The organism is Rossellomorea sp. NPDC071047 (genome assembly GCF_050270195.1).
In the GTDB taxonomy this organism is placed as follows: Bacteria; Bacillota; Bacilli; order Bacillales; family Bacillaceae_B; genus Rossellomorea.
Window position 1 is genome coordinate 413,997 of record NZ_JBNNJT010000004.1, and the last position, 24,892, is coordinate 438,888.

21 protein-coding genes and 4 tRNA genes are annotated in these 24,892 nt (G+C 40.7%); 2 read left to right on the top strand and 23 right to left on the bottom strand.

Features of this window, described 5'->3' with window-relative positions; genetic code table 11:
* Positions 1 to 2 precede the first annotated feature (2 nt).
* The 14 genes from ACQKFO_RS16305 to ACQKFO_RS16370 all read right to left on the bottom strand — a co-directional run bounded on the left by ACQKFO_RS16305 (position 3) and on the right by ACQKFO_RS16370 (position 10,932).
* Complete coding sequence (locus ACQKFO_RS16305) at positions 3 to 812, bottom strand: two-component system regulatory protein YycI (protein ID WP_427599966.1); 810 nt, start codon at positions 810 to 812, stop codon at positions 3 to 5.
* A complete protein-coding gene (locus ACQKFO_RS16310) occupies positions 799 to 2,151 on the bottom strand; it encodes a YycH family regulatory protein (RefSeq protein ID WP_427599967.1) in 1,353 nt (450 codons plus the stop codon). Before ACQKFO_RS16310 ends, ACQKFO_RS16305 begins: the two co-directional genes overlap by 14 nt.
* Positions 2,148 to 3,971, bottom strand: a complete 1,824-nt coding sequence (gene walK / locus ACQKFO_RS16315; RefSeq protein ID WP_427599968.1) for a cell wall metabolism sensor histidine kinase WalK — start codon at positions 3,969 to 3,971, stop codon at positions 2,148 to 2,150. Before walK ends, ACQKFO_RS16310 begins: the two co-directional genes overlap by 4 nt.
* Before the next feature lie 6 nt (positions 3,972 to 3,977).
* Positions 3,978 to 4,685, bottom strand: a complete 708-nt coding sequence (gene yycF, locus ACQKFO_RS16320; protein WP_113969391.1) for a response regulator YycF — start codon at positions 4,683 to 4,685, stop codon at positions 3,978 to 3,980.
* 216 nt (positions 4,686 to 4,901) lie between these two features.
* A complete protein-coding gene (locus ACQKFO_RS16325; protein ID WP_427599969.1) occupies positions 4,902 to 6,389 on the bottom strand; it encodes a peptidoglycan DD-metalloendopeptidase family protein in 1,488 nt (495 codons plus the stop codon).
* Positions 6,390 to 6,742: 353 nt separating this feature from the next.
* Positions 6,743 to 6,815: transfer RNA gene (locus tag ACQKFO_RS16330), tRNA-Phe, on the bottom strand.
* 29 nt (positions 6,816 to 6,844) lie between these two features.
* Positions 6,845 to 6,921: transfer RNA gene (locus ACQKFO_RS16335), tRNA-Asp, on the bottom strand.
* Between the two features lie 98 nt (positions 6,922 to 7,019).
* A tRNA-Glu gene (locus ACQKFO_RS16340) sits at positions 7,020 to 7,091 on the bottom strand.
* A gap of 16 nt (positions 7,092 to 7,107) precedes the next feature.
* Positions 7,108 to 7,183, bottom strand: a tRNA-Lys gene (locus tag ACQKFO_RS16345).
* Between the two features lie 186 nt (positions 7,184 to 7,369).
* Entirely contained in the window at positions 7,370 to 8,290 is a 921-nt protein-coding gene (locus tag ACQKFO_RS16350) for a nuclease-related domain-containing protein (RefSeq protein WP_427600003.1), read from the bottom strand.
* A 199-nt stretch (positions 8,291 to 8,489) separates the two neighbouring features.
* Positions 8,490 to 8,903, bottom strand: coding sequence for a DUF350 domain-containing protein (locus ACQKFO_RS16355; RefSeq protein ID WP_427599970.1), 414 nt, complete (start codon positions 8,901 to 8,903; stop codon positions 8,490 to 8,492).
* A gap of 15 nt (positions 8,904 to 8,918) precedes the next feature.
* A complete protein-coding gene (locus ACQKFO_RS16360; protein WP_427599971.1) occupies positions 8,919 to 10,160 on the bottom strand; it encodes a glutathionylspermidine synthase family protein in 1,242 nt (413 codons plus the stop codon).
* Between the two features lie 2 nt (positions 10,161 to 10,162).
* Positions 10,163 to 10,471, bottom strand: a complete 309-nt coding sequence (locus ACQKFO_RS16365; RefSeq protein ID WP_427599972.1) for a hypothetical protein — start codon at positions 10,469 to 10,471, stop codon at positions 10,163 to 10,165.
* Positions 10,468 to 10,932 (bottom strand): hypothetical protein, encoded by a 465-nt coding sequence (locus tag ACQKFO_RS16370; protein ID WP_427599973.1) that lies wholly within the window; start codon positions 10,930 to 10,932, stop codon positions 10,468 to 10,470. Before ACQKFO_RS16370 ends, ACQKFO_RS16365 begins: the two co-directional genes overlap by 4 nt.
* 130 nt (positions 10,933 to 11,062) lie before the next feature.
* Here ACQKFO_RS16370 and ACQKFO_RS16375 point away from each other — a divergent pair, with 130 nt between their 5' ends.
* Complete coding sequence (locus ACQKFO_RS16375; RefSeq protein WP_427599974.1) at positions 11,063 to 12,085, top strand: potassium channel family protein; 1,023 nt, start codon at positions 11,063 to 11,065, stop codon at positions 12,083 to 12,085.
* 43 nt (positions 12,086 to 12,128) lie between these two features.
* On the opposite strand, the gene ACQKFO_RS16380 is transcribed toward ACQKFO_RS16375, so the two are convergent.
* Complete coding sequence (locus ACQKFO_RS16380; RefSeq protein ID WP_427599975.1) at positions 12,129 to 13,421, bottom strand: adenylosuccinate synthase; 1,293 nt, start codon at positions 13,419 to 13,421, stop codon at positions 12,129 to 12,131.
* 916 nt (positions 13,422 to 14,337) lie between these two features.
* On the opposite strand from ACQKFO_RS16380, the gene ACQKFO_RS16385 reads away from it, so the two are divergent.
* A complete protein-coding gene (locus ACQKFO_RS16385; protein WP_427599976.1) occupies positions 14,338 to 16,062 on the top strand; it encodes an ABC transporter ATP-binding protein in 1,725 nt (574 codons plus the stop codon).
* Between the two features lie 49 nt (positions 16,063 to 16,111).
* Here ACQKFO_RS16385 and dnaB read toward each other — a convergent pair whose 3' ends face one another.
* The 8 genes from dnaB to rpsF form a co-directional block, all read right to left on the bottom strand.
* The gene (gene dnaB, locus ACQKFO_RS16390) at positions 16,112 to 17,464 is read right to left on the bottom strand and encodes a replicative DNA helicase (protein WP_148996236.1); all 1,353 of its coding nucleotides are present in this window, start codon (positions 17,462 to 17,464) and stop codon (positions 16,112 to 16,114) included.
* Positions 17,465 to 17,692: 228 nt separating this feature from the next.
* Complete coding sequence (gene rplI / locus ACQKFO_RS16395) at positions 17,693 to 18,139, bottom strand: 50S ribosomal protein L9 (RefSeq protein WP_149154938.1); 447 nt, start codon at positions 18,137 to 18,139, stop codon at positions 17,693 to 17,695.
* Positions 18,136 to 20,109, bottom strand: a complete 1,974-nt coding sequence (locus ACQKFO_RS16400; protein WP_427599977.1) for a DHH family phosphoesterase — start codon at positions 20,107 to 20,109, stop codon at positions 18,136 to 18,138. The genes rplI and ACQKFO_RS16400 overlap by 4 nt, the downstream gene beginning before the upstream one ends.
* 26 nt (positions 20,110 to 20,135) lie before the next feature.
* The gene (locus ACQKFO_RS16405; protein ID WP_427599978.1) at positions 20,136 to 21,059 is read right to left on the bottom strand and encodes a YybS family protein; all 924 of its coding nucleotides are present in this window, start codon (positions 21,057 to 21,059) and stop codon (positions 20,136 to 20,138) included.
* A 350-nt stretch (positions 21,060 to 21,409) separates the two neighbouring features.
* The gene (locus ACQKFO_RS16410) at positions 21,410 to 23,470 is read right to left on the bottom strand and encodes a methyl-accepting chemotaxis protein (RefSeq protein WP_427599979.1); all 2,061 of its coding nucleotides are present in this window, start codon (positions 23,468 to 23,470) and stop codon (positions 21,410 to 21,412) included.
* A 226-nt stretch (positions 23,471 to 23,696) separates the two neighbouring features.
* Positions 23,697 to 23,933 carry a 30S ribosomal protein S18 gene (gene rpsR / locus ACQKFO_RS16415; protein WP_034764780.1) on the bottom strand — a complete coding sequence of 79 codons (237 nt, stop codon included), beginning with the start codon at positions 23,931 to 23,933 and terminating at the stop codon, positions 23,697 to 23,699.
* A gap of 41 nt (positions 23,934 to 23,974) precedes the next feature.
* Positions 23,975 to 24,490 carry a single-stranded DNA-binding protein gene (gene ssb, locus ACQKFO_RS16420; protein ID WP_034764778.1) on the bottom strand — a complete coding sequence of 172 codons (516 nt, stop codon included), beginning with the start codon at positions 24,488 to 24,490 and terminating at the stop codon, positions 23,975 to 23,977.
* A gap of 79 nt (positions 24,491 to 24,569) precedes the next feature.
* Entirely contained in the window at positions 24,570 to 24,857 is a 288-nt protein-coding gene (gene rpsF, locus ACQKFO_RS16425) for a 30S ribosomal protein S6 (protein ID WP_034764776.1), read from the bottom strand.
* Positions 24,858 to 24,892 lie beyond the last annotated feature (35 nt).

Sequence of the window (24,892 nt, forward strand, 5' to 3'; positions counted from 1 at the left end):
TCTCACTCCATTGTTTCTTTTTCTGGTTTGGTCACTTCGAAAATCTGTCCTTCAACTGCATTAATAAATAGATCTTCTTTTTTGTCACCTGATTCAACGATGAAATGCCAGGTCGGTGCCAGGACTTGGGATTCTTCACGTGATAAAAAAGTATAGTATCCCAGTTCAGGTGCTTTGATCGTACTGCCCGTGCTTATCTTATGATTGGTCCACAAAACCTGAAGAGCTTGGAGAGAAGTAAGCAGGCTTTTCCTTTCCCCGCTTAATTCTTCTAAATCCTCAAGCAGTGTTTGTTTGTATGAGACGATTTCACTTTGTTTATTTAGGATTAGGATCACTTTACCATTTGAATTGTTAAAAATCTGTCTGTCCTTATACGTCTGATAGTAAATAATCGTTTGTTCATCTTTATTATATTTCCAGAAGCTGTATTTTTCACCGCCTACCACCTGATTCTTCATAAAATCGGTTAATTCATCAGGTGAAAACTTTTCACTTATGGAATATGGCTCTTTTAGCGTTGAATGAATTGTATTATCCGTGACGACACTGACATCTTGATTTTTCAACTTTTCGATTTCCTTCTCCGTGAACATTTTCGTTTTAGCACTAATATAGGCTTCTTTTAATGATTCCTTTGAAAGATTTTTTGGGTAATCAATTTTATCTGTTTTTAATTGTTCTTCAAAGGAAACTTGACTTAACGTTTCTGGATTGCTTTCAGAAACTTTGTTAATGAACAACGACATTAAAAAGATGTCTAAAATAAGAAAGACAATTATGAAAATGCTCTTCGTTTTACTCCAGTCCAATTCCAAGCCCCCCCTCATCTTCCAAAGGTAGGCGCAACCAATTGCCATCGTATTTATAATACCAGGAAGGTTCAAATACAAGGAATTTTCTATTTGATTCATTAGAATCTCTTGTCATCTTATATCCGACAATGACATCTTCTACGTACTCAAGATTGATCGTATCATCCTTTGCCAAAAGATATAAAACGGTTGATCCGGATGGCAATTGGACCTCATCTACACTTTCAAACGATAAATCATAATCCAATTTAAAGTAAGGACGATTGTACTCGTTGATTGATTCCTCACCGAGAATTTGAGAAATTTCAGCCATCCCATTTTCATTAAAAACAGGATAGTTTTGCATAAACAACCGGTATACAATTTTATTCTCAAGGGGGCTGATCGAGAAAAATTGATATTGATCGGTCCAGCCACCATGATCATTTACAAATTCCATACTCTTTTGAAGAAGCTGTGTAGCAGATGATCCTCCATTTTTTTCTTCTGATGGATTCACATAAGACAACGTGTTATGTTCTTTATTCGTTTTTAATAAACTATATACATTTGTATACTTTTCGCCCTGCTCAGTAAACCCCTTATCTACACTATTGGGATCACTAAATAGTGCCTGTACATACTCTTCGGGGGAATCAAGGTCCGAATAATATCTATAGCTGATATAATCCTCAGGATTTTCAGGCAGAAAGATCGTTTTTTTATTATTTAATGGCTGTTCTAAATATTCATCAAAATTATAAACGGCTTTTTGAACAAAGCTCTTTTCGAAAGCTTCTAAACTAGCACGGTCTACCCGGCTTTCATAAAATTTCTTTTCTCCTTCTTTATATAAAACAAAATACACAGAACCTGTATCTGAACCATTATGATTCAGGTCGATAATGATTCGGTTAAAGGAACCGTTCAGGGTGTTTTTCTCCTCTAACTTTAACACTTGGCTATAAGTAGAAAGGGGAACATTGTCCGGGAAAACAATTTCCACCTTTTTTTCACCGTGTATAACAGATTTGATCTCTGACATATTATACTCTCTTGAAAGATCTTTCATATCAAATAATGTCCAGGTTCTTAATTGTTCAATAACCTTATTGATTTCGAATTCATCTGAAGTCCCGACTGTCCTATTTCCCGAATGATAGAAAAGTTTAAACGGTTTGATTAGAACGCTGTTCAACTCATTCTCAGGTATCTTGTCGCCCACAGACACATCGTACGCTTCATCGCTATTAATCGTATCGTACCCTGGTTGATACGTCCAAAGATTGAAGGTAAGAAAAATACTGATGCATACGAGCAGCGTTAGAATTATCGATTTGATTTTTTCGTAATTCATGACCAATCATCCTCTTGAGTGGAATCATATGGGAGAGTGAATGTGATGGTGGTTCCTCTTCCTTCAGTACTTGTCGCCCATACGTCACCACCATGTGCTGAAATCATCTCTTTTGCTATGGCAAGGCCAAGTCCTGTGCCACCCATTTGTCTTGTTCTGGCTTTATCGACACGATAGAAACGCTCAAAGATTTTCTCCAGATTTTCTTTCGGGATCCCTAATCCTTGATCTGATACACTGATTTCAATATATCCGTTCTTTTCTATCGCTTTAAATGTAATGGTTCCGCCCTCTGGTGAATACTTCAAGGCGTTCGAAATGATGTTATCCAAAACCTGTGTGATTTTATCCTGATCCACTTCCACAAACATTGCTTTGTCTGGTAAGAAACGGTTAAAGGTCACATTCACATTCTTGGTCATTTCAAATCGATCAATGATTTTATGGAAAAAGAGAATGAAATCAACCCAATCTTTATTAAAACGATAGTCTTTACTATCCATTTTCGATAATTGAAGAAGATCATTTACTAACCGGATCATTCTCTCTGTCTCATTTTGAGTAACATCAAGGAATTGAGGTGCTATGTTTTCATCTTGCCATGCTCCTTCTGCCAACGCCTCTAAGTAACTCCTCATCGTTGTTAGCGGTGTGCGAAGTTCGTGGGAAACATTTGCAACAAATTCCCGTCTTTCTAAATCAATTTTTTCCTGCTCCGTAATATCATGTAATACCGTTATGAGACCGTTCACAAATCCGGTCTCTTTTTGAATAATGGAGAAATTGGCTCTTAATATATAAGGTTTTTCTTTCGTACTGTAATCCAAAATGATGGAATCCTGTTCATTGGATAGATCATCAAACGTGTATTCCTCATCCAATCCCAGTAGGGAAACAATGGGTTGAGAAACGACTGTTTCACGTGAAACATTCAGCATATCCGCTGCAGGATCATTAATCAGAATGACCCGGCCTTTTCGATCGGTCGCAATGACACCATCAGTCATATAGGAAAGTACGGAAGAAAGCTTCCTTCGCTCGCCCTCCGTCGTAGCTTGGGCTTCTTGAAGACGTTTGGTCAAATTATTGAACGTAATTGCAAGCTGACCTATTTCATCGTAACCGTAGACCTTTACTTTCCTAGAAAAGTTTCCTTTTGCCATAGCAAGGGCTTGTTTTCTCATATCAGATATCGGTCTTGTCACGGTTTGAGCCAATAATACGCCCAATATTGCTGTAATGACCAAGGCAATGAGGGTACCATTGGTGAAAATTTTGTTGATTTCACTCATTTGGTCATAAACCGATTCAATTTCACCTACAAGATAAATAGCACCAATGACTTCTTCATTTGAAGTTATTGGTGCTGTATACACCCAAATTCGATCTTTCGTTTTATCATCAAGATAGATATCCTCATGACCTAAGCCTACAGCGAGGGCTCTTTTAACTTCTTTCTCCCCACTGACCTGACCAACTAAACTCTGATTATTGGGATCTGAGGTGCCAATAATTTTGCTTCTATCATTAATCACTCGAATCTCGGAAATATCAGATGTTTTACTATCATCTAATACTCTCCCGATATCCTCTTCGAGTGTGGGATCATCTTCACTGCGTTTCTTTACTATTTCTTCACGAATTGTATACTCTAATAATTCCACTCTATTTTTAATAGACGTCTGGAAATTATCGACAAGCTTTTCTTCAAGGGCCCTAACAAAATATACACCGATAATCTGCATGGCGAGAAGAATGAGCAGAACATAAATCAAAACGAATTTAAGATGGATGGAACGGGTTAAACCAACTTTCTTCATTACAAATTACTCCTGTTCAGGATTTCGTAAGTAATAACCGACTCCTCTACGTGTTACGATCCAGGTAGGGTGACTTGGGTTGTCTTCAATTTTCTCGCGAAGGCGTCTGACGGTAACATCGACCGTACGTACATCTCCATAGTAATCATAACCCCAAACAGTCTGAAGCAAATGTTCACGGGTCATCACTTGTCCAATATGCTTCGCTAAATAATGAAGAAGCTCAAACTCACGATGTGTGAGCTCAATCGTTTCCCCTCTTTTCGAAACAACGTACGCATCAGGATGGATGGTTAAAGAACCAACCGTGATTTCATTGTTCTCATCTTCAGCATTTTGCTGTGCACCTTGCTGATGGCGTCGCAAATTAGCTTTCACACGGGCAATCAATTCACGTGTACTAAAAGGTTTCGTTACATAATCATCCGCACCCAGTTCCAACCCTAGCACCTTATCGATTTCAGAGTCTTTCGCTGTCAGCATAATGATAGGCATTTCATACTTCTTCCTGATTTCACGGCAAACTTCCATTCCATCACGATTCGGAAGCATAATATCAAGAAGGACAAGATCAGGCTTGATTTCTTCCGCCATCTTGACGGCTTCGTCACCATCGTAAGCGCAATGTACTTCATAACCTTCTTTTTTCAAATTAAACTGTAGTATATCTGCAATTGGTTTCTCATCGTCAACGACTAATATTTTCTTTTCCATGTCAATTGATCTCCTTTAGAAAAAAGTAATGTATCATATAAAGTTGTGATTAGTATTGGATTCTTCCTTTAAATTTACCACTATCTCCATATTAATTCATCTTTAACTCTATCATAACCCTTATTTCATTTCTTTTTGACTACAATCTAAATATAACAAAGGGGACTGACAAATAAAATGATTGTGTCAGTCCCATGATTGATTACCTATATAAAATTACAAAACATCTAATGGATTAATAAGTGATCCATTTTTGTAAACTTCGATATGCAGGTGAACTCCTGTAGATTCACCAGTTGTACCCATGATACCGATTTTTTGGCCTCTTTCCACGGTTTGACCGGCAGAAACTGAAATGGAATCTAAATGAGCATAAATCGTTTTATATCCATTTCCATGATCGATCACAACTTTATTTCCATAACCGCCATCATCCCAACCGGCAGAAACGACTCTTCCGTTATCTACGGATTTAATTGTAGGATTATCTGGTCGCGCAATGTCGATCCCTTTATGAACTTTACCCCATCTTGGTCCTTGTTTAGATGAAATATAACCGCCATTTGTCGGCCATGCAAAGTTTCCTGATCCCCTGGATGGAGTAGCTTTTGTTCCTTTAATGACAATATATTTCACTGGATCCTTTAGTTTTTTCTCTTCTTTTACATTTTTCTCGATTTGAGAACCGTTCACTTCTGTCGTTTCAAACGTAACGGATTTCTCACCTTCTTGACCTTCCTGCTTCACTTTCGTATCGCCTTTATTCATAGAAGAGTCTTCTACTACTTCTTTCTCATAGGCAATCTTTTCGATCTTGTTTGCTTCTTTCTTAACAAGTACATGGACAAGAGGTTCATAGACGGTCACATTCAACTCGGAACCGACCTTCAGTGCATCGTCTTCTTTCAGCTCTGAGTTTAACTCCAGCAGCTTCCCGGTAGTTAACTGGTGCTCTTCTGCAATCGCGCTCAGTGCATCACCTTTTTGAACCTTATACTTTTTCTCCTCTAGCACACCTTTTTTCAGGAGATCTGCAGCTTCCTTAGAAGACATCAATTCTTCCGGTCCCACTTGCGTCTTCTTCATCTCTACCTCTTCTTTAAAAGAAACTTCTAATAAACGTGTTTCATTTTCCTTTAAAGCGGGTAGAGAAGAGGACGCGGAGTCATTTTTTCGCGCTTCCAATTCCTTTAGCTCATCTTCTGAAACATAGTTGAGCTTAAAAGACTTTAAAGCTTCTTCAGCAGCCTTTTCATCTTTAACATAAGCAACCGGTTTATTGTTCACAACTAAAGCAAAAGCATTTGCTTCAACTGATACTGAATTATTTACACTCTCAATTACCTTTTGATTGTTTGTTTTCGTAGCAGAAAACACATTCTCAGGTATGTACGTTACATCATGAGTAAAATCAACCTGGAAATCCGTGTATTCTTTCTTAGCCTCAGACAGTTTCTCATCCAAAACAGCTTTTACTTCTTCCTGATTCGTAACTGCACCTACATACTCACTACCCATATATACATGATAGATGGTTTGAAGATTTTCATCCGTTCCAGTACTTGCTGCCGCAGATGAAAAAGTTAGAGTCGTAAGAGCGAGAGTTGTAATACCTACTCTTTTTACAAATTGATTAGATCTATGTCGAATATTAAGTTTTTTATATTTTTCTAAAATGGGTGTTAATTTCTCTCCAAAACTCATTGAGTTGCCTCCTATAAACTAAAGCAAAAATCCCAGTTACGGTAGTTCATTAAGCCTAATTTAGTAAAATTCTATAAAATTCGTACTTTACTAATTTACCATAATTCGACGAAATCCGGGACACAGAATCAAGATTGTAATAAAACTGTATAAATGATTAGACATCAAAGAAAGCGCTTCAATGGTGTTTTTAGCGTCACAGTGGGAATTGCGTGGGTCTAAAGGTGGATGAGCCGTTGAAACAATAATGGTAGAAATTAGAGGAAATACATTGTACTTTGTTACAAAAGTGTTACAAAAACAAATAAAAAAGTACTAGGAGAGTCAAAGTCGTCGCAGTACTTTTTGTAAGATGGCTCAGGACGGAATCGAACCGCCGACACATGGATTTTCAGTCCATTGCTCTACCAACTGAGCTACTGAGCCATATCGTTTTAAGAAACTAAATATGTAAATGGCGGTCCGGACGGGACTCGAACCCGCGACCTCCTGCGTGACAGGCAGGCATTCTAACCAACTGAACTACCGGACCAGAGTTTTTTGCTTTAGCAAAATAACTTTCATTACTTTGCTCTATGAAAATAGCTAAATCTTAAAGCAACACTATTTATCACTTCGAGAAAATAAAAATGACCCATACGGGATTCGAACCCGTGTTACCGCCGTGAAAGGGCGGTGTCTTAACCGCTTGACCAATGGGCCATGTAGAGAGAAAAAATGGTGAGCCATGAAGGATTCGAACCTTCGACCCTCTGATTAAAAGTCAGATGCTCTACCAACTGAGCTAATGGCTCTAAGTATATATATAAACACGAATAGCAAGCTTGATCAAAGCCGCTTTCATGACAACGAAATTAATATTATCACAGTATGAATGTCGAGGGCAATAGTTTTTTTGGATTTATTGTCGAAAATTATTTCTTGGGGAATAATCATGGGTAAATGCACCAGGTTGGGGAGGTGCATTTCCCCTAAACCGTTTAGATTAAATCAAAATCCAGTTTATAGATCCTTCCTTTATTAGTGCCAATTGATTGTACATAAGGACCTGCACTTTTTATTAATCTAGTTGCGAGGGAAGGCGAGGATATTAATAAAAATTCTCTTATTTGGAAGCTGGTTATCTCATTTCCGAATAGTAAGTAGTAGTCTTTTAAAGCTTCTATATGACCATTTTTCGACCTTTTCCTACAATTTGGACAACGCCAATATCCAAACTCTCTTATTAGTGGGAGATGGGCACATTCCTTACAAATGACTCCGGGCAAAATATCATTTTGACTTATTTTGTAGGTATCTAGTATAGAAGTGTTTTGTGGGGTATTTCCCTTATTAATTAACCTGATAGTTTTTCTAAGTTCTTTATCTGAAATTATATGATTATGGAAGTGTTTATGGAGTTGAGTGATTTTATTGGGGAGTGAGGCTGCGTGAACTACCGTTTTGCTTAACGCTTCATTATTTGTACTTATAACCGTTTGGGGATTACTAATAACTACCATCCCATGTATGGGAATGCGAGGAAGATGATTCTTTTTGATCCATTCTTTAAATTGATATTGTTGCCTGTTTATCTGAAGAATGGGATCAGGTAAAGCAATTTCTATACCGTTTTTTGTTTGAATGAATTGATTGAATATAGTATCGAACCTTACCGCCCCGGCTATATTTTTCACTTCCAATAATAATATATAACGATTGGTCAAAATGAGTGTGTCAATCTGGAAGTACCGACCATTCACTTTAAGGCGGATATCATGGAAAATGAAGTAGTCTTTAGGAGGCAGGTAACCTAATTGGTAGTCAATCGCTTTTTCACCATTATAGCCTGCTTGAATTTTTGCGAGGTTTTCCTTAATAAAGGGGATTTTAGGATAGTCTTTTTGTAAACGTCCTAATATTGCTTCTAATTATCGACTTTGGTGATATATTATCGACTTTCACACTTTTATTATCGACTTCCATTTCTCCCTCGATTTCAAGCGGAATTCGCTCTAAGTTCCAAGAACATTCTGCCCCTGGCAACACTACCAAAAAAAGACCCGCCACCAGAGCACCAACACAACGCTCCAGCAGCAGATCTTCATATGAAATCAACCCTTAATAAGTCAAACTAGCAGCCACAACCAATCCCACTACAATCGCAGCAGAGAAAAGGCTGAATCCAATGGCGATATTACCCTCTTCCACTTTCTTCGCTAAATTCGTCTTAGGTGTCAGAACGTACTCGATGATCCAGTAGGCGATGACTTGAGTCGCGATTCCGATGAGTCCCCAGATAAAGGCGTCGAGTAAATTAAAGCTGTTTGCCCATACGGTGTAGATGACGATGGCGAGTCCGATGGCTTTTCCCCATAGTTTGAGGGCTACGGCAATGTTTCCTTCCCTGATTAAGGTAGCTTCTGAGAATTTGGTGGTAAAGGCGAAAACGGTGATTCCGAGGATCATCAGTCCGAGGCCCGTTCCGACGTGAGCCAGAAAGCTGAGTAGTGCTTCACTTGTTATGATTTGCATGAGTTTCTCTCCTTTTTATTTCTCCTGTAACCCTACAGGCAGAAAGTATGATTCGTTATCGGTAATGGCGTTACCAGCTCGTATTCCGATTGCACCGGCCGTGCCATTAATAATGAAACTGCCGACCATCAAGCTTGCATCCTTCTTTCCTTCATCCGTCTTAATCGCAGCAACGGGCAGAGGGATGAATTGTTGGAATACTGGCAGGGTCTGCTTATAGGTTTCTTTTTTATCTTCTAAAAGGATCTTGCCTGTCGCTTCAATGATCTTGACCGTATCTCCTTCACGGCCAAATGCAGGCTTTTGAACGTAGGTGATCCCATTCTTCTCGAATTGATCAGAATCTAAGTAAGTTGGAAGGAAGTATCGTTCGATCCATTGATGTTCCTCATCTGTATAGAAGGCACTGCATGCTTCATGAAGACCCCATATAAGTGCTTGAACTCCTTTAGACTGGAGTAAAAAAGCGGAGGGAGGATTCAAGATGGCAAGCTTTTTTTCCAATACCATTTGCATCAGGTCTAATCCTACATGCTCTTCTGTAAGAGGGTCCCTATCATCAATAAGATGTTCGATAGGATACGTGGGCCGGTACAATACATCGATCCGCTCCCCTTGAGGAGTATAAAGACCACTCTCTCGAATCTGCAGCTGATCCAGACCTACATATTCAGACGGCACACCTGAAAGCTTTTGTAGATATTTTGTTGTCAGGTGGTCCTCTTCGTGATCCTGGTGAGAGGTGAAAACGATCTTAGGTTCGCCTTCCCGCTGCAAAGACTTCCAGGAAGATAAGAGTGCCCGCTTTAACTCTTTCGCTAATCCCGCCTCGAATCCCTCATTAGGATTTGAACACCCGAAATACTGACAAACCTTATCATTCACATGGTAAAGCTCTTTGATAAAGGTGGGGGTGTCGCTATTGAATTCTAATAGTTTGATATCCCCACCACTTACAACGAAATCAAAGCGACCAACAATGCACTCTTGAGCAATGGACTTGAATTTTATATAGGCAAGAGATTCCTTTGGAAAACCTAGCTCCAGAAGGGTATCATCCTTCAGTTCACGAAGCAGGTCCGCACTTTTTTGATAAATAGTGTACACTCTTCGGGATGCTTCATGGATCGCTGAAATCGTGTCACGTGATTCCATCTTAATATCCAATAACGAGTACTCCATGTCATACAAATCATGCCAAAATTCCAGAATGCTCTGATAGAACGAGTTTCTTTTTTCACGGTGAGAGGCTGTCATGGTTATCCTCCGAATCCGCCTTTGGAGCCGCTTCCGATTCCTGATTTGTAGCTCTTAGAGTACGATTTATAGCTTGAATAATTTTTCAGACTGGATTTGTTTTTGAACATTTTACCAGCAAACCAAAAGTATCCAAAGTGAGGGGAACGGTCGTCATCACAATAATACGTTCCGCTTTCGTCATCCCAATCCCAGTCGTCACAGTCAACATCAGTCGGTTCAGGAGGCAGGTCCTGATTTCCGCAGCCGGTCACAGATATCGCCATTACGGATGCTGCGACACCTGCCATCATTTTTTTGGTTTTGTTCATTGGCTTTCCTCCTCTAGCTTATAGCCCGTTGCTTTTACATATAATATATACACATACCGATCCTCATCGATTTCAGCAGAATCACGCTCCCATTCAGCCCCCTCAATATAATAATAAACAGAACCGATGACACTTAGAATATCGATATGATAATCATGGTGTTCTATTTTTAAAATCGGGTGGTTGCTTCGTGGATTCAGTTCGCGAATCTCCAGTACCAATCCTTCAGGTGGAAATAGGGGATCCGTAACAGGTTCTTCTTCATACGTTTCTACATATAGTATAAATTGATTCCCTTCAATCGCTGAAGAAAGCTGACGATACGTCACACCTTCTTTCACAAAAAATTCGCATTCCCTTCTTGCCAGGATTTGTTCTAATTCGATATCAGGGTAATGATAGATCGGTTCATACGTATCATTGCCTTTTCGTAAACGGTATTCCAGTACAGGTTGTTTCATTTTTGATTCCAGCCTCCTGATTGGAAGGATATGATTTCTATAAATATACGAACCACTGAGGAAAAGGTTTCATTTCCCCGAGATTCATTGGTATTATTGAACTATGATTTTTTTCGTGAGGAGGGTATGTATGATTATTTTCCAAAGGATTTGGAAGCAGATCACGAAGATGGACTTCGGTTTCATTCTACTATTATCCCTGATTATTGTCCTGTTGGGAACCTTTGGCAGCCATCTTTTGGAGCCTGAGACATTTCCAACGCTTTTTGATGGATTTTGGTGGACGATGACGACCTTGACCACTGTCGGATACGGAGATTATTTTCCGGTTTCAGTGGGTGGAAGGTTATTGGGAATCTTCCTATTCATCTTTGGGATCGGGATTATCGGGGTGTTGATCAGTAAAACCGTTGATTCCATTACCACATTTCAGAAATTCAAGAGGGAGGGAAAGTTAGTGTATACATATGAAGATCATTATATCTATATCAATTGGTCGAAGAAAACGGAGAGAGCCATTGAAGAAATTCTTGCTCATGTGCCAGACGCTGAAATCGTGCTCATTGACATGCTTCCCATCACACCCATTGAGCATGAGCAGATTCATTTCATTCAAGGCGATCCTTCAGATGAAAACGTATTACTGAAAGCCAATATCTTTGAGGCGAAACGAGTGGCGATTTTCTCCGATTCAAAGATTGAAGATCCCTCCCTCGTAGATGGGAAAACCTTATTGATTGCGTCTGCTGTTGAGGGATTATCGAAAACGCATGGGAAACCAGTCCATACGATCGTGGAAGTGTCTGAAGATCGTCATATACCAAAATTCCAGCATATTGCTGTTGAGGATTTTATTTTATCGAATGATTCTGTTTCCTTACTGATGGCGAAAGCGACCCTTCATCCTGGGACGACTAATTTATTCAGACAGTTATTAAGTAAACGATATGGCAATAATATACACGAATTCAGTGTTAAAGAGAATTGGAAAACCATCAAGCAGGCTTCTGAGGAGCTGCTGGAGAAGGGAGCTATTCTGCTCGCTGTGAATGATAATATGGATTTCACCGATGCCATGAATCGGGAACTGCATACTGATGACGTTCTTTATGTCGTATGTCATGACAGAGTGTACGAACAATTAAATCAATAAAAAACTCTCAGCCTCTAGATGGCTGAGAGTTTTTTTATACTAATTAATTCGGGCTCCACACGCTACGAACTACATTTGTTTGAGAGCGATCCGGACCAACTGAGAAGATAGAAAGAGGGATACCAGTTAATTGAGATACGCGCTCTAAGTAGTGACGTGCGTTCTCTGGCAGATCCGTTAACGTTTTACATCCTGTAATGTCTTCTGTCCAGCCTGGAAGCTCTTCATACACTGGCTCACATTCAGCTAGAATGTTCAGGTTAGCAGGGAATTCTTCCATGACTTCACCTTTGTATTTGTACGCTACACAGATTTTCAAGCTTTCAATTCCAGTTAATACATCGATCGAATTTAATGAAAGATCTGTTAAACCACTAACACGACGGGCATGACGTACAACCACGCTGTCGAACCAGCCGACACGACGAGGGCGGCCGGTCGTTGTTCCGTACTCACGTCCCACTTCACGGATTCTGTCTCCGATTTCGTTCGTCAGTTCAGTCGGGAAAGGTCCGTCCCCAACACGGGTTGTGTATGCTTTTGATACTCCAACTACGTGGTTGATTTTTGTCGGGCCTACTCCGGAACCGATTGTTACTCCGCCAGCTACCGGGTTAGAAGAAGTAACGAATGGATATGTACCTTGATCAATATCAAGCATTACCCCTTGAGCTCCTTCAAATAAAACGCGGCGGCCGTTATCGATGGCATCGTTCAATACAACGGATGTGTCCACAACATAGTGCTTAATTTGTTGACCATACTCATAGTACTCATCCAGAATATCTTCAATATTGAAGCCTTCTGTTTCATAGAATTTTTCAAAAAGGCGGTTTTTCTCTTCCAGGTTACGAGCAAGCTTTTCTTCGAAAGATTGACGATCCAGAAGATCTGCGATACGGATTCCGACACGTGCTGCTTTATCCATATAAGCAGGACCGATTCCTTTTTTCGTTGTACCGATTTTGTTGGCACCTTTGCGTTCTTCATCAATTTCATCAAGCTTTAAGTGATATGGAAGAATCACGTGTGCACGGTTGCTGATTCTCAGGTTGTCTGTTTTCACATCGCGATCGTGAAGATACTTCAACTCTTTCACAAGAGCTTTAGGATCGACAACCATCCCATTTCCGATAACGGATGTTTTTTCGTTATAGAAAATACCTGATGGAATTAAGTGTAATTTATATGTTTCTCCGTCAAACTTAATCGTATGACCCGCGTTGTTCCCACCTTGGTAACGCGCGATAACTTCTGCATGTTCAGAAAGGAAGTCAGTGATCTTTCCTTTTCCTTCGTCTCCCCATTGCGTACCTACTACTACTACTGAAGACATATTAAGCACCTCCGACGGGAATTAGTATTCCCTCTTTTATCAAACAAACTCATTTTATCAACACTAAAAAAGAAAGTCAATCAAAACACGAACGTTTATATAGGTAATTATATTTATGTTCGTATAATCTTGGGCTTTTGTTTCTGAAAACCTCTAGTTTAAGAATTTTGAGACAAATAAAAAAGGCTACACTAAAAGCGAGTAGTGGTAGTGTGAAAAAGTGGACCGTTCCTTTCCGCTCCAGACACTTGCTTTCCGCGGGGAGGAAGTCGAGCCTCCTCGACGTTCCGTCTGTGGGGTCTCGACCTTTCCTCTATTTCCCGCAGGAGTCAAGTGTCTTCCGCTACAATCCACTCTGTGCTACTACATTCTTACTACCTATAAATATGGATAGACAATTACAAAAAGCTCCAATTGTAGAAAGGCTGGTCCAAAACAAACAGTTTATAAAGGAACAACAAATTAAACTTATTATGGTAGTCCCAAAATTATTTATTATCATTAGTACCCACTAAGGATTATCTTCTCCTCATTTTTATTACCCTCATAAAAAGCTTTGGATTGAAAAGTAGTCAAGGTTTTTGAGACCGCTCAATATGAAATTAGCAATAATAACCTGAAAAGTTACGGTATCTTTGAACCTCAAAACTATTTGCTCTTTTCCTTACTCCTCTATAAAGATTGTCAGTGGATGATGAGACTCCTGCGGAAAGTGAGCGAATCCACTGATAATCAAGAAGTTTGCTAACTAAACAGAGCAAGAGCACTCATTTTGAATCAAGTATCAAGCAGGTATACGAAACAATCAATAACAAATTCTTCGGACAGGTTATGATAGCGCAATTGAGAAACTTTTGCTAATCTAAAATAAGCATTTTGAATTTTACATACAATTGAATACAGAGGTGACGATGTGATGATTAAACGTTTTTTCAGCTATTACCGGCCCCATAAGCGGCTTTTTTACATTGATTTTGCCTGTGCCGTGTTGGTCGGGCTTTTAGAATTAGGGTTTCCCATGGCGGTTTCATGGTTTATTGACTCCCTTTTGCCTGACGGAAACTGGAGTACCATATTGGCGGTTTCTGCCGGTCTTCTTGTTTTGTACCTGCTAAGTTCGAGTATGCAATTCATCGTGAACTACTGGGGGCATAAGCTCGGGATCAATATTGAAACGGATATGAGACGGGAATTGTTTCATCACGTTCAAAGACAATCCTTCCGCTTCTTTGATAATACGAAAACGGGTCATATCATGAGTCGTGTGACAAACGATCTGATGGACATCGGGGAGCTTGCCCATCATGGACCCGAAGATCTATTTATCGCGGTTATGACCTTCATCGGCGCATTTTGGATCATGCTCACGATTAATATGGAGCTTGCTTTGGTCGCTATTATTATTGTTCCTTTTCTTGTTTGGCTTATATCGTATTCGAATATTAAGATGAATGCAGCCTGGACGAAAATGTACGGAAATATCGCCGATGTAAACAGCCGCGTTGAAGACAGCGTTTCCGGGGCGAGAGTGGTTCAATCTTTTACAAACGAATCATATGAAATGGAACGATTCAATGAAAATAACCAATTCTTCCGCAAATCAAAACTGAAAGCCTATAACGTGATGAGCGTGAATTTATCCGGTATCTACATTACGACTCGATTGATGACCTTGATCATTTTAGTATACGGAGCATGGTTAAGCTTTTCCGGGGCACTCTCTTATGGGGAACTCGTTGCCTTTATTCTTTATATCAATGTCCTGTTTAAACCGATTGACAAGATATCAGCGCTCCTTGAGTTATATCCGAAAGGAATGGCCGGTTTTAAACGGTTCACCGAGCTCATGGATATGGAACCTGATATTGAAAACCGTCCACATGCCATAGAAGTTCCCACTCTACGTGGAGATATTTCTTTTGACGACGTCACGTTTGGTTATGAGTCAAACCGTCCTATTCTAAGGGATTTATCCTTTACCATTCAATCAGGACAGACCGTGGCGTTTGTCGGACCTTCAGGTGCAGGGAAAACAACGATCTGTTCATTGATTCCACGATTCTATGATATTGAAGAAGGAGCCATCACCATTGATGGCATCGATATAAGGGAGATGACGAAGGAATCCCTGCGTGCTCAGATTGGCATTGTTCAGCAGGATGTATTCTTATTCACCGGGACTCTGCGGGAAAATATCGCCTATGGAAAACTTGATGCTACACACGAAGAAATTGAAGAAGCAACGAGACGTGCTCATCTCACTGATCTCATTGCCTCCCTTCCAGAGGGATATGACACTCAAATAGGGGAAAGAGGACTGAAGCTGTCCGGTGGTCAAAAGCAGCGCTTATCCATCGCCCGCATGTTCCTGAAGAATCCACGAATCTTGATTCTGGATGAAGCGACTTCCGCCCTGGATACGGAAACGGAAGCAATCATCCAAGAAGCTTTAAATGAACTCGCTAAAGAACGGACCACCCTGGTCATCGCCCACCGATTAGCGACGATTCGTAAGGCTGACCGCATTTTGGTCGTCACCGAAAACGGAATTGCTGAAGATGGTACTCATGAAGAACTGCTCTCGAGAGAGGACGGTATTTTCACAAGGCTTCATGCCCATCAGCATGCAACCATTCTATAAAGAAAAAAAATCCAAGCACTTGTATCAGACAGTGCTTGGATTTTTTCTATTAAGCCGGAGCGTCGTCAAATCGCCGCTCCAGATTCACGAATTTATTGTATTCCTTTACAAACGCAAGCGACACATTTCCAACCGGGCCGTTACGTTGCTTGGCAATGATGATTTCGATAATGTTTTTGTTTTCCGCTTCTTTATCATAGTAATCTTCACGGTATAAGAAGGCTACGATATCCGCATCCTGCTCGATACTTCCTGATTCACGAATATCAGACATCATCGGACGCTTATCCTGACGCTGCTCCACACCACGGGAAAGCTGGGATAAGGCAATGACCGGTACTTCAAGCTCACGTGCCAGTCCTTTAAGGGAACGGGAAATTTCAGAAACCTCCTGCTGACGGTTTTCTCCTGAACGGCCGCTCCCCTGAATGAGCTGCAAGTAGTCGATGAGGATCATTCCAAGCCCATGCTCCTGAGCGAGACGTCGGCATTTCGAACGAATTTCCCCCACTTTAATACCAGGTGTATCATCGATGTAAATCCCGGCATTCGAGAGGCTTCCCATTGCCATCGTAAGCTTTCTCCAGTCTTCGTCGGTTAAATCACCTGTTCGAAGGTTTTGGGCATTAATATTGCCTTCTGCACACAGCATACGCATAACGAGCTGCTCAGCCCCCATCTCCAGGGAGAAGATCGCGACGTTTTCTTTCGCTTTAACGGCGACATTTTGAGCGATATTCAGGGCGAAGGCTGTTTTACCCATGGAAGGTCGGGCTCCCACAATGATCAAGTCATTTCGCTGGAATCCGGCCGTCATATGGTCCAGGTCTGCAAACCCCGTTGAAATCCCCGTTACGTCACCCTTACGATTCGTTAAGGTTTCGATGTTGTCATAGGTTCTGACAAGGACATCTTTAATATTATGGAAGGCACCGGCATTTTTACGCTGGGCTACTTCCATGATGTTTTTTTCCGCTTCACTCAGAAGGCTGTCGACTTCATCCTCCCGGGCATAGCCGTCAGAAGCAATATCGGTCGCTGTACGGATCAATCGTCTCAGTAAAGATTTTTCTTCCACGATCTTTGCGTAATATTCAATATTCGCGGCCGTCGGAACTGATGCTGCAAGCTCACTTAAATAGGCGACCCCACCAACATCTTCAAGCTCTTTCGCTGCTGCAAGCTCCTCTGTCACCGTAATTAAGTCGACGGCTTTTCCCCCGTCTCCCAAATTCAGCATGACATTGTATATTTTTTGATGAGAATGACGATAAAAATCCTCTGGAATCAATATTTCCGATGTGGTCGTCAACGCGCTGGGCTCTAAGAAAATAGCACCTAATACCGCTTGTTCTGCCTCAATATTCTGAGGTGGAATCCGATCCTGGAACACTTCATTCATCTATGCATAACCTCCAATTCAAACTGCGAAGGGGCTTCGCCACGTCTATAGGCATCTGCTGCCTGCGTTAAAGTTAATACTTAATATATATAAATAAGAATTTAGTCCTACCGAAAAAATGTGATCGGGATAAAATCCAGATCACATTTTTTATCAAGCTATATTCATTTTAACATGTTTTTCTCAAAATGAAGTTACCAAATTTCGTATATTTTCTATGAAAAAATCTTACTCTTCTGTTACATGTACCTTTAAGGTTGCTGAAACGTCCGTATGAAGCTTCACAGGGACATTCGTATAGCCAAGGGCACGAATGGCATCATTCATTTCAATTTTACGTTTATCGATTTTGATGTCATGTGCTTTTTTCAACGCATCCGCAATTTGCTTGCTCGTGATGGAACCGAATAAACGACCGCCTTCACCGGATTTTGCTTTCATTTCAACCGTGATTTCTTCTAAAGTCGCTTTTAATCTTTTTGCTTCTTCCAATTCTTCCTGAGCCAGTTGCTCTTCTTTCTTCTTTTGACCCTCGAGCTGACCCATGTTTGCATTTGTTGCTTCAACGGCCAAGCCTTTTTTTAATAAGAAGTTATGTGCATAGCCATCCGCTACGTTTTTTACTTCTCCTTTTTTCCCTTTACCTTTAACGTCTTTTAAGAAAATTACTTTCATATCTCTTTTCTCCCTTCAAAATAATCATTTAATGCTTCCTTCAGCTGTTCTTCAGCTTCCAGTACAGATGCTTGCTTTATTTGAGTAGCGGCGTTGGTTAAATGACCACCACCGTTTAAGTTTTCCATAATGATTTGTACGTTCACATCACCTAGAGAACGGGCACTGATCCCGATTGTTTCCGGATCCCGCTTAGAGATGACGAAGGAAGCTATCACTTCATCCATGGTCAATAACGTATCCGCTGCCTGTGCAATCAGGACGGGATCATAGATGACATCCTCCTCTGCTTTCGCAATCGCGACCCCTTCACGGAAAAATTTAACCGATTCGATTAACCTTGAACGTTTGATATAGGTATCGACATCCTCTTTCAGAAACTTTTGGACCAATACGGTATCTGCCCCTTGTGCCCTTAAATACGAAGCAGCATCAAAGGTCCTCGATCCCGTTCGAAGCGTAAAGCTCTTCGTATCCACAATGATCCCCGCCAGCAGGGAAGTGGCTTCAAGCATCGTGATTTTTTCATGTTTAGGCTGATATTCCAATAGCTCCGTCACAAGTTCAGCTGTTGAAGAAGCATATGGCTCCATATAAACAAGTAATGGGTTTTTAATAAAGTCTTCTCCGCGGCGATGATGATCGATCACCACGACTTTATCCATTTTATTTAAAAGCCTTTCTTCAATGACCAGGGAAGGCTTGTGGGTATCGACGACCACGAGCAGAGTATCCTCTGTCGCCATTTCGAGTGCTTCCTCGGGGGTGATGAAACGGGAATGAAGATCGGAATTTGCTTTGATCTCCTTCATCAATCGTTTCACACCATTATCGATTTCATTAAAGTTTAGGACGACGTACCCTTCACGCTGATTCATTTGAGCCACTTTTCGAATGCCGATGGCAGCTCCAATGGCATCCATGTCGGGATGTTTATGTCCCATAATGATGACCTTGTCACTTTCAATCATGATTTCCTTTAGGGCGTGGGAAATGACTCTGGCACGTACCCGGGTACGTTTTTCCATTGGATTGGTTTTTCCACCGTAGAATTTAACCTTTCCATTGGTTTGCTTAATGGCCACCTGATCTCCTCCACGACCTAAGGCGAGATCCAGGCTTGATTGAGCCAGGGTACCGAGTTCAGGCAGGGAAGAAACCCCAGTCCCTACTCCGATACTAAGAGTCAGGGGAACATTTTGCTTGGAGGTGGTATCCCGGACGTCATCCAATATGCCGAATTTTTCCTTCTCCAATACTTGTAGGATCTTCTCGTTAATGACGGCGATGAACCGCTCAGAAGAGACCCGCTTCAAGAATACGCCATATTCTTTTGCCCACTTATTCAGAATGGACGTCACAAGGCTATTCAGGCTGCTTCTTGTTTGATCGTCCATCCCTTGCGTTAATTCATCATAGTTATCTAGAAAGATGATTCCAATATTCGTGCGTTCATCATGATATTGCTTTTCTATTTCTTTTTGTTCCGTGACATCAAAGAAATAGAGAAGTTTTTCTTTGAGCTTCAATACGACATGATACTTTCTCTCATTAATCGTCACAATTTCTGAATCCACTTCCTGCTTGATTAATGGAACAAGAGATTCTGCCACATCGTATAAGGATCTTCCAACGACTGTATCTTCATTAAAACAAGAGGCCAGAAAAGGGTTTGTCCATTCTATGTAATATTCATCATTGATCAGCATGATTCCAATGGGCATCTCCATTAACGCCTCTTCCCCTACACGTTTTACACGATAGGATAAAGTGGAGATATACTCCTCCGTTTCTTCGTGTGATCTTCTCTCAAAATAGAATGCAAGAAAATACACGATTCCAAAGACAATCAACCCTATTAACGAAATGATCCATTGGTAAAAGGAAACCGATACTAACAATAGAGCTGTTAATATAGCAAGACCGTACAATGGGTAGCGGATCATTCGCTTATTAAAATAAGATGGCATGATTTCAGCTCCTGGACCTTAAATTTCTATGACTTGCGTTGTAGGCGTTGTCTTAGATCAAATCCTAAGTCAATTATACCTAAAATTCGCACGAGATAAAGAAGAGGAATCGAAATGATTGTAATTAATACCAAAATTCCTTTTGACCATCCTTTAATATGAGCGAAGAAATAGAGGAAAGATAAGCCTTGTACCGCCATCAATGTTTGCAATACATACAGAACATTAAGAAGGGCCGTATAAGCATACGTTCCTTTTTCCGGCTGCAGAATCATGGACAGAACTAAGGTAAGTAAATAATACCAAAGGATGCTCTTGGGAAGCTTCCATTCTCTAAATGGTTTAAATACGGGTACATCTCTCCCTAAACGTTTCATGATGGGAAAGTTGATCAGCATAAACAACAGGGTCATTACGACAGCGATTCCCAGGAACAATGTAGGCATCAAAGTCTGAATAAGATCAATAGAGCTGTCCAGACTTTCGACCAGTTTCTTGTCCGGTTCCTGACCAAGCTTCTCAAACAAAGAATAATATGCAGCCTTCGATTCAGCTAAGCTATCTTCTATAATATTAACATCGAAGAGTAGGATAGAAAAAACAAAACCAATCACGATATTGATGACAAGTGTGAGACTTGAAGCCATAAACAGCCTCATTTTATCTACTTTCGCTTTCACACACCAGCCAATCACTACCCCGGTTGTCGCAACCATGAAGGCAACAGGCAGCGCAATGAGCCCTCCAAACAAGAAGGATAATCCTAACGATCCGATCAATACGTAAAAAGAATTGAGTAACGAATACTTAGAACTAAACAGAATAAGAGGGAGGGGCAATACGAAAAATGCAAGGGTCCCAATAAGCGGAACATATAAAGCCAGCAACAGTAAAACAGTAAAGATGGCGAGCATTAGCGCACCTTCCGTTAACACACGGGGATTTTTCAATTGAAACGCTCCTTACGATATATTCAAAAACATGCAATAGCACTATCATATCAATTTTGGAGATAGATTTCATCTAGGGGGCTCTTATCCGAAGGCGACAGGCATTCATTAATGGCCGTCAATTAACCTTGTTGTGCACTTTTCGCGTTTATTGTGCCACTTTCACCAAAATTCGTGCCATTGTGAAAATCAATAACTATAATGGTTTATATCACTCCGTTTTCACAATAAAAGGGCGCTCCTTCAACATGCTTCACTTCTTCATCTACTCTAGTATGCACTCACTTTAAAAGGGAGTATACGCAGTAGATAAAGAATGGCAATGAATCAGGACCACCCTCTAATGAAATTTATGAAATCTTAAAACGTTCGATTGAAGACTGAAGTTCTTGACTTAAGTCTGTTAAGCGTTCTGCTGCTTCTGTAACCGATTGGACGGCCCTTACTTGTTCTTCTGTAGAGGCACTCATTTCTTCGCAGGAAGCAGCCGTTTGTTCCGCTGTAGCGGCCATCATCTGGATCACATTGACCACTTCATCTTTTTCAAGATTGATTTGACCCACTTCCTCATACATTCTTTCTATTTCATCCTGCATGGATTTCATCAACTGTGAGGTTTGGTCAAATACGTGATTGGTCCGTTGGATCACTTCATTTTGCACCTCAAAGGTTTCTTTCGTTTTCACCATTTCATCAACTGCTTGATGAGAACCTTGTTGAATTTCTATAATGGTGCGTTTCACTTCTTCGGTTGCCTTCACTGACTGATCGGCAAGTTTTCGTACTTCTTCCGCCACGACAGCAAATCCCTTGCCGTGTTCACCTGCTCTAGCTGCCTCAATGCTCGCATTTAATGCAAGGAGGTTGGTTTGAGAAGAAATATCCGTTATTGTGCCCATGACCGATTCAATCGTCTTCACCTTTGCTTCCAAACTAAAGATGACTTTCTCCATGGAAGAGATGTACTCACTGGAAGAATGGTAGGCATTTTCTAATTCTTTTACCTGGTTTAAACCGGACTGGTTCATGACATCCGCTTGTCCAGCCATCTCAGACATAGCTTTTGACTTTTCATATACTCCATTAATTCTTGTTCCTAATTGCTCTGTTTGATGATGAGCCCGATCGGAGTCAGAAGCTGATTGAGAAGCGCCTGTCGCAATTTCTGTAACAGCCTTTGCCATCTCTTCACTTGAGGCATTTGTCTCCTCAGAAACCGCACTTAATCCTTCAGCCGATTCGCGGACATTATAGATCGATTCTTGGACGACTTGAATCGTATCTTTCATATTTACGATCATTTTGTTTAAATCGGACGCTAGTAATCCTGTTTCATCTTTGGAATTAATTTTAGATTGAATGGATAAATCTCCAGTTGAGACGTCGGTTACCGTTTTTTGAAGTTGCTTGATCGGTTTAGTGATTTTATTAGAAATGAACACAACTAACACCAGCATGACAGCCAGGGTGATGAGGGCTGTCACTATCAGTAATCGTTCGATTTCTTTCGAAGACTGAATGAGATCCTTCATACTGTAGGCAGAGCCCACTTTCCAATTCGTCTTCGGTACCGTACTATACACTAACACTTTTTCATCTCCGTCCAGTTCATACCGGATCGTGTCAGAATCCTTATCAGAACCGAGCATTTTGCTGATGAAAGGAAGAGATGAAAGATCTTCCCCCCGCTTAGTAGGGTGGACGATGGCTGTACCATCAAGCCCGATTAAGAACGGATAACCATTATATCCAATGTCCATCTCTGAGACTCGGCCAGTAAGTTTCGTCAAGTTAATATCGACACCGAGAACGCCTACTACTTTATTATCTGAAACAATCGCTCTTGAGGCTGTAATGATATATTCTTCCGTTGCAGTATCCACGTAAGGCTCGCTCCAAACCACGCCAGCCCTTACTTCCTCAGCGTTTTTATACCAATCCCTGCTTGTCGGATCAAAGTCACTAGGCAGAGAGACGGATGGAACGATTTTTAATTTCTTATTTGGTGATGCGAAGTAAATAGAAGTAGCTTCCCCATAAAGGCTTAAGTAATTGTCAAAATCAGATTGAATATTGGCAAACAGCTCTGTATTTTCACCTTCGGATTCTGTTTGCATCTGTGCTTTTGCATAATCTTTTAACGAGTTGGAGATTGAGTATTGATCAATACTCTTTTCGTATTGTCCCAGAAAGAGTTGCACGGAATTATTTAATTCTCCAACGATCCCTTGAGTTTGATCAATAACCTCTTTCTCTGTTTTCATTCTCGTCTGTAAGCTTGTAATCGCAATGATAACGGCTAACGATACCATAAATAAAATGGATATGATTACAATAAGCTTCATTCTGATGGATGATAAAAGAAAACCTTTCTTTCGTTCCACCTGTTTCCTTGTGTTTTTCTTTTTCACATAAATTCCCCCTCTTACTACCAAATAACTATCTATATATACACTTATTCATCGACAGTTTTCGCCATTTCTTTATAGGTATAAGGGAATTTACAAGATCAAAGTTAAGATGGACAGGATAATCGAAGAGGTACTTTACAGAGGAAGAATAGATCTCATACACATCGTTTAAAAAACGGCATAAAAAAGCAGCAGAGACAAGTCTCTGCTGCTTTAGCCGATGATATTATTCACCAGTAACGTATGGAAGTAATGCCATTGTACGAGCGCGTTTGATCGCACGAGTCAACTTACGTTGATACTTAGCGTTAGTTCCAGTTACACGACGTGGAAGAATCTTTCCACGTTCAGATACGAATTTCTTAAGAAGATCTACATCTTTGAAATCGATATGTGTAATTCCGTTTGCTGTGAAGTAGCACACCTTACGACGTCTACGTCCACCTCTACGTCCTCCTGCCATTTGTTTCGCCTCCTGTCTTGTTTAGATTTATTATCGTTCATTTAGAATGGCAGATCATCATCGGAAATGTCGATCGGCTGACCGTCATTTGCAAATGGATCCTCATCTACACGTGTATAGTTGTTGTTATTATTGTTGTTGCGTTGTTGATTCTGATTCTGACTATAAGGATTTCCTTGGTCACGTTGACCTCCACCCGAATAGCCCGGACTTCCTCCACGATCGCCTTGGTTCGCACTACGCGGTTCTAAGAACTGAACGCTTTCTGCTACAACTTCCGTCATAAACACCCGACGTCCATCCTGTCCTTCGAAATTACGTGTTTGAATACGACCGTCAACGCCAGCTAAGCTGCCTTTTTTAAGAAAGTTTGCTACATTCTCTGCAGGGCGACGCCATACAACACAGTTAATAAAATCTGCTTCCCGTTCTCCTGATTGATTCGTAAAACTACGATTGACAGCCAGTGTAAACGAAGCAACAGCCACTCCACTTGGAGTATATTTTAATTCAGGGTCTTTGGTTAAACGCCCTACTAATACAACTCGGTTCATCATCAGAATCAACCCCTTCCTTCTAGTTTACTGTTTCACGTGAAACAGATGATAGAAGTGTATATCTTAAAAAACGTACGGATTATTCTTCTTCTTTAACAACGATATGACGGATAATATCATCGCTGATTTTAGCTAAACGATCGAATTCGTTAACTGCATCAGAAGTAGCGCTCATCTTAACTAGTTGATAGAAACCATCACGAAAATCGTTGATTTCATACGCTAAACGACGTTTACCCCAATCTTTTGACTCGATGATTTCCGCGCCGTTAGTTGTTAAAACGTTATCGAAACGCTCAACTACTGCTTTCTTTGACTCGTCGTCAATGTTTGGGCGGACAATGTACATAACTTCGTACTTTCTCATCTGAATGTCACCTCCTCGTGGTCTATGCGGTCCTT

What these genes read in the sequence shown, in the direction of transcription:
- ssb (WP_034764778.1), bottom strand. Translation starts at nt 24,490, where the DNA reads ATGATGAACCGAGTTGTATTAGTAGGGCGTTTAACCAAAGACCCTGAA.
- ACQKFO_RS16375 (WP_427599974.1), top strand. Translation starts at nt 11,063, where the DNA reads ATGATTATTTTCCAAAGGATTTGGAAGCAGATCACGAAGATGGACTTC.
- rpsR (WP_034764780.1), bottom strand. Translation starts at nt 23,933, where the DNA reads ATGGCAGGAGGACGTAGAGGTGGACGTAGACGTCGTAAGGTGTGCTAC.
- walK (WP_427599968.1), bottom strand. Translation starts at nt 3,971, where the DNA reads ATGAAGAAAGTTGGTTTAACCCGTTCCATCCATCTTAAATTCGTTTTG.
- ACQKFO_RS16365 (WP_427599972.1), bottom strand. Translation starts at nt 10,471, where the DNA reads ATGAACAAAACCAAAAAAATGATGGCAGGTGTCGCAGCATCCGTAATG.
- ACQKFO_RS16355 (WP_427599970.1), bottom strand. Translation starts at nt 8,903, where the DNA reads ATGCAAATCATAACAAGTGAAGCACTACTCAGCTTTCTGGCTCACGTC.
- rpsF (WP_034764776.1), bottom strand. Translation starts at nt 24,857, where the DNA reads ATGAGAAAGTACGAAGTTATGTACATTGTCCGCCCAAACATTGACGAC.
- ACQKFO_RS16310 (WP_427599967.1), bottom strand. Translation starts at nt 2,151, where the DNA reads ATGAATTACGAAAAAATCAAATCGATAATTCTAACGCTGCTCGTATGC.
- ACQKFO_RS16400 (WP_427599977.1), bottom strand. Translation starts at nt 20,109, where the DNA reads ATGCCATCTTATTTTAATAAGCGAATGATCCGCTACCCATTGTACGGT.
- ACQKFO_RS16360 (WP_427599971.1), bottom strand. Translation starts at nt 10,160, where the DNA reads ATGACAGCCTCTCACCGTGAAAAAAGAAACTCGTTCTATCAGAGCATT.
- yycF (WP_113969391.1), bottom strand. Translation starts at nt 4,685, where the DNA reads ATGGAAAAGAAAATATTAGTCGTTGACGATGAGAAACCAATTGCAGAT.
- rplI (WP_149154938.1), bottom strand. Translation starts at nt 18,139, where the DNA reads ATGAAAGTAATTTTCTTAAAAGACGTTAAAGGTAAAGGGAAAAAAGGA.
- dnaB (WP_148996236.1), bottom strand. Translation starts at nt 17,464, where the DNA reads ATGAATGAAGTGTTCCAGGATCGGATTCCACCTCAGAATATTGAGGCA.
- ACQKFO_RS16380 (WP_427599975.1), bottom strand. Translation starts at nt 13,421, where the DNA reads ATGTCTTCAGTAGTAGTAGTAGGTACGCAATGGGGAGACGAAGGAAAA.
- ACQKFO_RS16370 (WP_427599973.1), bottom strand. Translation starts at nt 10,932, where the DNA reads ATGAAACAACCTGTACTGGAATACCGTTTACGAAAAGGCAATGATACG.
- ACQKFO_RS16325 (WP_427599969.1), bottom strand. Translation starts at nt 6,389, where the DNA reads ATGAGTTTTGGAGAGAAATTAACACCCATTTTAGAAAAATATAAAAAA.
- ACQKFO_RS16385 (WP_427599976.1), top strand. Translation starts at nt 14,338, where the DNA reads ATGATTAAACGTTTTTTCAGCTATTACCGGCCCCATAAGCGGCTTTTT.